Here is a 9,003-nt window from a genome sequence, read left to right as displayed (position 1 = left end):
TTCCGTACGCCGCCCGATCAGATTCCGTACGCTGTCCGATGACTTAACCATCACTACAACACCACACAACTACCACCGCAAAACAACCGTTTCATAACATTTAACTCCTTAAACGCTACGTAATTAATCAAAAAAGCGTAACTTTGCAACTAAAATTATAATAAAACACATATAAAAATGGCACAAGAAGACGTTTTCAAGAAAATCGTGAGTCACTGTAAGGAGTACGGTTTCGTATTCCCAAGTAGCGAGATTTATGACGGACTGGCTGCAGTGTACGACTACGGACAGAACGGTGTAGAACTGAAGAACAACATCAAACAATACTGGTGGAAGAGCATGGTGCTGCTCCACGACAACATCGTGGGCATCGACTCTGCCATCTTCATGCACCCTACTATCTGGAAGGCAAGCGGACACGTAGACGCATTCAACGACCCGCTCATCGACAACCGCGACTCAAAGAAGCGCTATCGTGCCGACGTTCTCATCGAGGACCAGATTGCGAAGTACGACGAGAAGATCGAGAAGGAGATTGCCAAGGCTCGCAAGCGCTTCGGCGAGAGCTTCGACGAGGCTCAGTTCCGCGCCACAAACGCTCGCGTAATCGAGCACCAGCAGAAGCGCGACGCTCTCCACGCACGCTATACAGAGGCTATGCAGGGTCCGGACCTCGCCGAGCTGAAGCAGATCATCATAGACGAGGAGATCGTCGACCCGATCAGCGGCACAAAGAACTGGACAGACGTGCGCCAGTTCAACCTCATGTTCTCTACAGAGATGGGCTCCGTAGCCGACGGTTCTAACAAGGTGTACCTCCGTCCGGAGACAGCACAGGGCATCTTCGTCAACTATCTCAACGTGCAGAAGACGGGTCGCATGAAGATTCCGTTCGGCATCGCACAGATCGGTAAGGCGTTCCGCAACGAGATCGTGGCACGCCAGTTCATCTTCCGTATGCGCGAGTTCGAGCAGATGGAGATGCAGTTCTTCGTGCAGCCGGGCACCGAGCTCGAGTATTTCCAGAAGTGGAAGGAGCTGCGCATGAAGTGGCATCAGGCTCTTGGCTTCGGCGCCGAGAACTATCGCTTCCACGACCACGAGAAGCTGGCTCACTACGCCAACGCCGCTACCGACATCGAGTTCCACATGCCGTTCGGCTTCAAGGAGGTAGAGGGCATACACAGCCGCACCAACTTCGACCTCTCGCAGCACGAGAAGTTCTCGGGCCGCTCAATCAAGTACTTCGACCCGCAGACCAAGGAGTCGTACACTCCGTACGTCATCGAGACATCTATCGGCGTAGACCGCATGTTCCTCAGCGTGATGTGCCACTCTTATAAAGAGGAGCAGCTCGAAAACGGCGAGACACGCGTCGTACTCATGCTCCCGCCCGCACTCGCGCCGACCAAGCTCGCCGTGCTGCCGCTCGTTAAGAAGGACGGACTGCCCGAGAAGGCTCGCGAGATTGTGAACAACCTGAAGTTCCACTTCAACACAAGCTACGACGAGAAGGACACCATCGGCAAGCGCTACCGCCGTCAGGACGCAGTGGGCACACCGTTCTGCGTGACCGTCGACTACGACACACTGCAGGACAACACCGTGACACTACGCTTCCGCGACACAATGGAGCAGGAGCGCGTGAGCATCGACCAACTCCTCAGCATCATCGAGGACAAGGTGAGCATCACAAGCCTACTCAAGAAATTGCAGTAAAAACATACTAAATGAAGAAATACTATTTATTCATACTCCTCGCCATGACGACCGTCTTCGCAGCAAGCCTGTCGTCGTGCAGCGAGACCGACAACGAGAAGGAGGAGTTCCCCAACTGGCGAAAGACCAACGAGGCATACTACGACAGGAAGTATGCCGAGGTGAAGCAGCTGGTGGCGGGTGGTGCTGCCGACTGGAAGGTGCTGCGCTCATGGAGCCTCAACGACCAGGTGGCTACGCATAGCTACGACTTCGTGCTTGCCAACGTGCTCAACGCTGGCAAGGGCTCGGGCTGCCCGTTCTTCACCGACTCGGTGAAGGTGCACTACAGCGGCCGTCTGCTGCCCTCAACAAGCTACGCCGAGGGCTATGTCTTCGACAAGTCGTGGCAAGGCGAGTACAACCTCAGCACGATGAAGCCACGCACCTTCGCCGTGAGCGGAGTGGTGAAAGGCTTCGCCACAGCACTGCAGAACATGCACATCGGCGACAGATGGCTCGTGTACATGCCCCATCAGCTGGCATACGGTTCGTCAGCCACGCCGGGCGCAGCCTACTCCACACTCATCTTCGACGTAACACTCGTAGGCTACTTCCGCAAAACATCCGCTGCAGCTGCTCCGGCTAAGGACGGCACAGCACAACAGCAGACCACCGGCTACTGGGTTTATGAGTAATAATAGGAGGGTATGGCATCCTTGCCATACCCACGCAAATACAAAGGGTATGACATTCACACAATGCCATACCCTTTTTAAATTATTTAAACATTATTTTAATACAAATACAAAACATTAGATGTAATTTTGCATTCAAAGAAACAACATCCCCTATCTCAACTACAACATTAGTAATTTTAACGACATAACGACAAGCCTATAACATTAAAAATTACATATTATGACTAAACATTTACGATTCTTTATGCTCACACTGCTCACGATTGTGTGCACGGTGGGGGGTATAGTCAGACTTGGGAAAAGGTGAGTTTGACTGATTTGACAACCGATGACGTATTCGTCATTGTGGGAACAATCTCAAACAAAACCTATGCACTTCCGAATACAGAAACAAACCAAAAACCTGCAGCTGTTGCAATTACAATTTCTACAGATGGCAATCAAATCACTGCGGATGTTACAGACAACCTAAAATGGAATATTGAGAAGAGTGAAGAGAAATATACATTCTATCCTAATGGCAATAAAAAAGCATGGCTATATAATAGTAGCAATAGCACCGATTTAGGTATTGGCTCAACAGGCACCAACAAGACATTTAAATATGTTGCTATTAGCTCTAAACAATATGAAGGACTTTTAAATACATCAACAAATAGATATATTTGCATCTACTCAAATAAGGATTGGAGAGCTTATGCGAACAATAATATAAAAGCAACAAAGATTAGCTATTACAAATATACAACCAGCTCTACTTCTTCTGCCACCACTACCACCTTTGGTGCCAACTCCGGCAAGACATTCACATTCACCAATGGCAAGCTTGAGGGTTTTACTGCGCCTAAAGCTACTGCTACAAAGAGCGACGACAACACAGACTTGTCTGACCTTATTGAATATACAAGCTCTGACGCGGACATCGTAGCCGTTGACTCTAAAACCGGCGAACTGACATTCACCAACACCAAGTTTGGCGAGGCTACTATCACAGCCACCCTGCCTAAAACAGCCACCTACCAAACATCTACCGACTCATACGTTGTCGAAAACAAGGACAACCACATCGCTACTTCTCTCTCTTTTAACGGCACCGACGTCACTCTTACCGAAGGCAAGACCGATGCCGGCACAGACTTCACGGGCTACACCGCTACCGAAGCTAACAACATTGACGGCACTATCACATACGCAGCTTCGGGCGACGCTGTGGCTACTGTCGACCCCACGACTGGCGCAGTAACCATCAACCCATCTGTATATGGCACAACAAGAGTCACAGTAAATTCTTTTATTTATTGAATATCAGCGAGTTGAGTATTTTAAAGAATGTGACTGCTAACGATTTAGAAACGAGCTATATTCTTTTTCTTTCACAACTTTGCAATATACAAAGAACGCTTTGATTTCGAGTGCAAAGTTAAATCTAATTTCTGAAAAACAACATTTTATGCTGTGATTTTACAAAATATTAAGATTAGTCTTTGCAAAGGTAAAAGAGTAGTTACCAACAGTAATTTTCATGTAACGTCATTTTAAGAATATGGCAAAAGAGCGATATTCATAAACGCATCCATGTATCTTGCCATGTTGGGAAATCAATTGCTTAGTTCCATTTTTGCAGATTATATTTCTATTTTGTCTAAATTACGACGGAATACAGCAGATATTCAAGGGATTTGGATGGATTATCAAAATAAAACGTTATTTTTGTAGTATAAAAACGATAAAAATATGAAGTTAAGCACTATGAGAGAAATAAATCCCAAAGAAACCACCCGTGCATATGCATTTGAGCTTTGGATGAAAGCCCCGATGCCAATGGTTACGTTTTTCAAGATTTTGGATGTCAGTCGTCTTGTTAAAATCAGCAAAAAGTCAGGTATGAAATTCAATATGCTGATGTGCTGGTGCATCGGCAAAGCGGCAAGCAGTATCAAGGAATTTTATATGCTGCCTGTCGGAGATAAATTGATGCAATATGATGCTATTGCGGTTAATACCATTGTTATGAACAAGGACAATGAGGTCAGTTCATGTGATGTGCCGTTTTCTGATGATTTGCAGCTATTCAATGAAGATTATCTGAAATTGACAACGGAAGTAGTCCGAAGCTGTGAGAACCACGATTTGACAGAAAGCATGGTAATAGGGACTTCCGCACTGGCCCAATATGAAATTGACGGTGCGGTAGGTATGTACAGCGGTATCTTCAACAATCCGTTTATGATATGGGGCAAGTACCATAAAGGTTTCTTCAGAACGACACTAACGGTTTCATTCCAATTCCACCACACTCAAATGGACGGGGCACATGCTGCAAAGTTTCTGGATCGCTTGCAGCAGGAAATCAATAAATTACTTGTGTAGCGATGAATATGGAAACACAAAGATTGATACTTCGTTCCTGGGCAGAAAACGATGCAGAGTCTCTTTATAATTATGCCAAAGTTCCTGCTATCGGCCCTATTGCAGGATGGCCTCCTCATACATCTGTGGAAAACAAAAACAAAAAAATATACAGGAAAATTTAGACAAAAATCCGGATTATGTAATGTGTAAAAAATAACTTCCGCAGTTTTCTGCGGTTAAGAGCAACATTTGACGAGATAGTTCCATTTGGAGAGCTCATCATCAAAAATGATACGTTTGCTCTTGTTTGATTCGTAAGATTCTTCATTGGGTCTTTTCGTTTCATACGTTCTTTGATTTATTGTAGCGATAATGGAGAGTCCTTTCTTTGTGACGGTAGCCTCTGCTCTCGTTCTTGCATTCTCAATGGACAAGAGTGGTGCGCCACTCCAACTTCTTGAAATTGGTCCAAACATGCAATGCTCTATAGGATTGTATTTGGAGCAATATGGAGGGGTAATGTACCATGATGATATTTACCCCTATGGTTGAAGCCAACTTCATCAAAGCTTGTTTTACTATATGGTGCGAACATGCATTAGAACCGCCACCATCACAGAGAATACAGATTGTGTGGGCATTTGGGTATTTCCATTGTAGGAATTGTTGCCAAATATGAATGAAATTGTCACAGACAAACTCAGCGGTGTCATGGCTAACCCCCAATGTTAAATAGCCAGTATTAGCTCCAACATCATAGATGCCATAAGGGACTATGATTCCATCCGAAAAGCTCTTGAAATCATGGTCATAAGCCTTAGGCTTCCCCTTGCAAGAGACTGTGCCTTGACGTTTGAAGTTGCCAATCATCTCCTTCTTCTTTGTGTCAATACTGAATATTGGGATGCCATAAGTTTCACACTCCGAACGAATTTCTTGGATTTCCTAACTCGCTCTAAATTGGACTTTGATTGAAAATCAAGAAGCTGGGCGTTTGCCTATATTATATAGGTAACAATATGGAAACGAGCGGACTTCTGCTCGTTTCTGTATTTTGCAATATGCAAAGAACGCCTTAATTCGGGGACAAAGATACTATATTTTTCCAAATATCCCATAACTCGTTAGGAGAAATTTATGGAATTTAGAACTTTTGCGTAAAATCTGATGCTTAGCAACACAATATGCATCCTAAAACAAACGGTAGGTATTCGGACATAGACTATCCAAATACCTGCTGCCACAACGTTCTGTTGCTGACGATGATTCTCACATCGGCTTTCATATACTTTTGCAGTATAGGAGTATTTTGTCCCTGTGTACTCACTGTGGCTATAGCCATAAAATAGTTACCATCTTCCCTATGTATGAGCTTGGCATTATGGCTTATGATGTTGCAGTTATAAGAAGCATCGTCGTTGTCCTCGAAAGATACATGAGCTGTCCTTGGCTCATCGAAAAGATGCAAATACTTAAAAAAATCTTAAAACATTCTTTATCCCCGATTAAATATCGTACCTTTGCAACCGAAAGAGTTCTTTGAATGGTTATGCAAATCACAGCAAGATGCTACATTCTGTATATTTCTAATTCGTAACCTCTTCTTTTTATGAGATAAAAACTTATCTCATTCTCAATTACTTATAAAAAATAAGTACTTTCGATGAAAAAACTCTTCAATACTTAGACTTACTGACATAGGGCTGTCATAGAAGACGCTATCTTTGTATCAAAAAGTGTTAAACTTAATATTATAGAATATGAAAAGATTATTTTTATGCTCATCATTTGCTGATGTTGCTAATCTATTTGTCGATTGTGCCAAAGAAGATTTGCAAGGGAAAATTATAGCTTTTATACCAACTGCAAGCCTTACAGAACCAATACGATTCTATGTAAAAAAGGGGAAAAAGGCTTTAGAAGAAGCAGGAATGATTGTTGAAGAAGTCGAGATTACCCAACTGCCCAAAGAGGAAATATCTTCTATATTACATAAATGCGATTATATCTACATAACAGGTGGAAATACATTTTTCCTTTTGCAAGAGTTAAAAAGAAAAGGTGTTGATAAAATTATATCTAAACAAGTGAAATTGGGTAAACTGTATATTGGGGAATCTGCCGGAGCAATAATAGCCTCTCCCGATGCAGAATATATGAGAAGTGTGAATTTTGATCCAATAGAAAAGGCTCCTGAATTGAAAGACTGTACTTCTTTAGATTTGGTCGATTTTTATACGATTCCCCATTATGGAAATTTTCCATTCAAGAAAAAAGGTGAAAAGATAGTTCAACTATATAATGAGAAGTTGCAGCTTATTCCTATAAGTAATAAACAAGCTGTTATTATTGAAGATTCAAATATTCAAATTAAAAGTTATATCGCAAAGTTATGAATAAAAAAGATAAAAACAAAACAATTCTTACTATTGTATCAACTTCGATAGCACGAAAACCCAACTTAAAGCTGCCGGTATGATGCCGCGCAGAGCCTGCATCTCGCCAGAGTTGCGCACTCCGCGACGGTAGAGGTCTGAGATGTCTTACTTATTTTCTCGCAGATACAAGCAGAAATGCCGCACTTTTTGCGGATTATTGTTCCGTAACACCCACTTGCTTCCAATCGACAAGCCCCTTTCCCTGGTCGTCGAGTTCAACGGCAAGGGCTATGACCTTACGCTTGTCAGCCTTGAACGGCTCGGTATATCGGTTGTCGATTATTTGCTTCTCTGCAGCAGCAATACCTCCGTTCTTTGCAAGTTTAAGCTCGATAACGTAGATATAGTTTTCGGTTGTGACAACCATGTCAATTCTACCTGTAGCGAGCATTCGCTCCACCTCTACACGGAAGCCAATGGCGTTGAAGATAGTGCTCATTATAAGTCGATAACGCTCCTCCATATCCATGCTTGCCAGCTTTTTGTTGCTGTATGGCACATCGGCTATCAGAGCCTTCATAAACTTCTTAGCCTCGTTTGTATTGCCCATGTACATGTGCATGTACAGATAAGCTTGCGCCGACTGGATGTCTCCGCGCTTGCGCATGGCTAATGCCGGCAGCACAGTTTCGTATAACTCCTGACGAACTTCGTGGTTGGGAAATCCGAGCAAGTAGAGTCCGTTCATGTATCCCTTTATCGTGAGATAGCCCGACTGGTAGAGGAAGAGTTCCGCTCCGCCTCCTGTCACGTCAGATGTCTCAATGATGGTGCTTAATATGGCGCTATGGTCGTAGTCTGTCAGCTTTATCTCCATATCGTCTACGAACTTGAGCAGAAGCGAGGTTGCTCCCGATGTAGCCCAATAGTTCTTGATATCCTTGTCTGCCAAAGCGTTGACAAGGCTGAATGGGTTGTAGACATCAACCATGTTGCTACGACAGAAGTGATAGCCGTCGTAGTTGGTCTTCAGGCGAACCATTGTCTCCTCCTCAGTCCATCCGTTCGCCTCGCCCATCGCCTTCACTTCCGGACCGAAATAGTCACTTATCTCCTGGGTAGTGATACCGCAGATGGCTGCAAACGGCTCGTCGAAACTGATGTTGCTGAGATTGTTGAGAACGGAGAAGAGGGAGATTTGCGTGAACTTCGTAATGCCGGTGATGAATACGAAGCGCTCGTACTCGTCGTCGGCTTTCAGAATGGCGAACACTTCGCGGTAGACCGCTGTACACGCCTCATGGTCGGGCGTTTTCCATGAATGCTGCAAGGGCGAGTCGTACTCGTCTATCAATATCGCCACCGACTCGCCGGTCTGCTGGCAGGCAGTCTGAATGATTGTGTCGAAACGGTCGGCTAACGAAGCGCCTTCGTGCATGGCGATGCCATACTTCGCCTCTTCGCGCGAGAATGCCATGCTGAGATACGAGCGGATTGTCTTTTCCGATGCTCCAGCGCGACTCATGTCGAGCCTTATCACGGGCGACTTCTTCCATTCCTTTTCAAGATTCATAATCTTCAGTCCTTCGAAGAGGTCGCTTCTTCCCTCGAAATAAGTCTGCAACGTATCTACAAGCAACGACTTTCCGAATCGTCGCGGACGACTCAGATAGTTGTACTTCTTTCCTCTGTTGACAAGGTTCCAAACAATCTCGGTCTTATCGACATAGGCGTAGTTGTTTCTTCTTATTTCCTTGAACGATTGTATGCCAACCGGCAATCGTCTCTCCTCAAAGTCTGCCATAACGAAAAGATGGGTTAAAAGTTATATCGCAAATTTACGAATAAAAAAGATAAAAACAAAACAATTCTTA

General features: G+C 44.4%; 8 protein-coding genes and 1 pseudogene. 6 read left to right on the top strand and 3 right to left on the bottom strand.

What is annotated here, in order from left to right:
- The first annotated feature begins 177 nt into the window (after positions 1 to 177).
- From HMPREF0673_RS13060 to HMPREF0673_RS14955, 5 genes and pseudogenes are all read left to right on the top strand, one after another.
- Entirely contained in the window at positions 178 to 1,719 is a 1,542-nt protein-coding gene (locus HMPREF0673_RS13060) for a glycine--tRNA ligase (protein WP_007903404.1), read from the top strand.
- An 11-nt stretch (positions 1,720 to 1,730) separates the two neighbouring features.
- Positions 1,731 to 2,396 carry an FKBP-type peptidyl-prolyl cis-trans isomerase gene (locus HMPREF0673_RS13055; protein WP_007903402.1) on the top strand — a complete coding sequence of 222 codons (666 nt, stop codon included), beginning with the start codon at positions 1,731 to 1,733 and terminating at the stop codon, positions 2,394 to 2,396.
- Positions 2,397 to 2,708: 312 nt separating this feature from the next.
- Positions 2,709 to 3,701, top strand: coding sequence for a hypothetical protein (locus tag HMPREF0673_RS13050; protein ID WP_157591721.1), 993 nt, complete (start codon positions 2,709 to 2,711; stop codon positions 3,699 to 3,701).
- A gap of 447 nt (positions 3,702 to 4,148) precedes the next feature.
- The gene (locus tag HMPREF0673_RS13045; RefSeq protein ID WP_040597061.1) at positions 4,149 to 4,769 is read left to right on the top strand and encodes a CatA-like O-acetyltransferase, family 2; all 621 of its coding nucleotides are present in this window, start codon (positions 4,149 to 4,151) and stop codon (positions 4,767 to 4,769) included.
- 2 nt (positions 4,770 to 4,771) lie between these two features.
- A pseudogene (locus tag HMPREF0673_RS14955) lies at positions 4,772 to 4,930 on the top strand (GNAT family N-acetyltransferase); the annotation flags it as partial.
- 57 nt (positions 4,931 to 4,987) lie between these two features.
- Here the strand turns inward: HMPREF0673_RS14955 and HMPREF0673_RS15070 are convergent.
- Both HMPREF0673_RS15070 and HMPREF0673_RS15065 read right to left on the bottom strand, forming a co-directional pair.
- Complete coding sequence (locus HMPREF0673_RS15070) at positions 4,988 to 5,272, bottom strand: ISAzo13-like element transposase-related protein (protein WP_368085796.1); 285 nt, start codon at positions 5,270 to 5,272, stop codon at positions 4,988 to 4,990.
- A complete protein-coding gene (locus tag HMPREF0673_RS15065; RefSeq protein ID WP_368085795.1) occupies positions 5,175 to 5,684 on the bottom strand; it encodes an ISAzo13-like element transposase-related protein in 510 nt (169 codons plus the stop codon). The genes HMPREF0673_RS15070 and HMPREF0673_RS15065 overlap by 98 nt, the downstream gene beginning before the upstream one ends.
- 827 nt (positions 5,685 to 6,511) lie before the next feature.
- Here HMPREF0673_RS15065 and HMPREF0673_RS13030 point away from each other — a divergent pair.
- Positions 6,512 to 7,147 carry a Type 1 glutamine amidotransferase-like domain-containing protein gene (locus tag HMPREF0673_RS13030; RefSeq protein ID WP_007903393.1) on the top strand — a complete coding sequence of 212 codons (636 nt, stop codon included), beginning with the start codon at positions 6,512 to 6,514 and terminating at the stop codon, positions 7,145 to 7,147.
- A 196-nt stretch (positions 7,148 to 7,343) separates the two neighbouring features.
- Here HMPREF0673_RS13030 and HMPREF0673_RS13025 read toward each other — a convergent pair whose 3' ends face one another.
- Complete coding sequence (locus tag HMPREF0673_RS13025) at positions 7,344 to 8,933, bottom strand: ATP-binding protein (RefSeq protein WP_007903392.1); 1,590 nt, start codon at positions 8,931 to 8,933, stop codon at positions 7,344 to 7,346.
- Positions 8,934 to 9,003: the final 70 nt, after the last annotated feature.

It is taken from the genome of Leyella stercorea DSM 18206 (genome assembly GCF_000235885.1).
Classification (GTDB): Bacteria; Bacteroidota; Bacteroidia; order Bacteroidales; family Bacteroidaceae; genus Prevotella; species Prevotella stercorea.
Note: the sequence above shows the minus strand (reverse complement) of the source record. Positions and strands in the feature narration are given on the sequence as shown.

Bases quoted from the DNA above. Each gene is read 5' to 3' on its own strand.
- HMPREF0673_RS13060 (WP_007903404.1), top strand. From the start codon at position 178: ATGGCACAAGAAGACGTTTTCAAGAAAATCGTGAGTCACTGTAAGGAG.
- HMPREF0673_RS13055 (WP_007903402.1), top strand. From the start codon at position 1,731: ATGAAGAAATACTATTTATTCATACTCCTCGCCATGACGACCGTCTTC.
- HMPREF0673_RS13045 (WP_040597061.1), top strand. From the start codon at position 4,149: ATGAGAGAAATAAATCCCAAAGAAACCACCCGTGCATATGCATTTGAG.
- HMPREF0673_RS13030 (WP_007903393.1), top strand. From the start codon at position 6,512: ATGAAAAGATTATTTTTATGCTCATCATTTGCTGATGTTGCTAATCTA.
- HMPREF0673_RS13025 (WP_007903392.1), bottom strand. From the start codon at position 8,933: ATGGCAGACTTTGAGGAGAGACGATTGCCGGTTGGCATACAATCGTTC.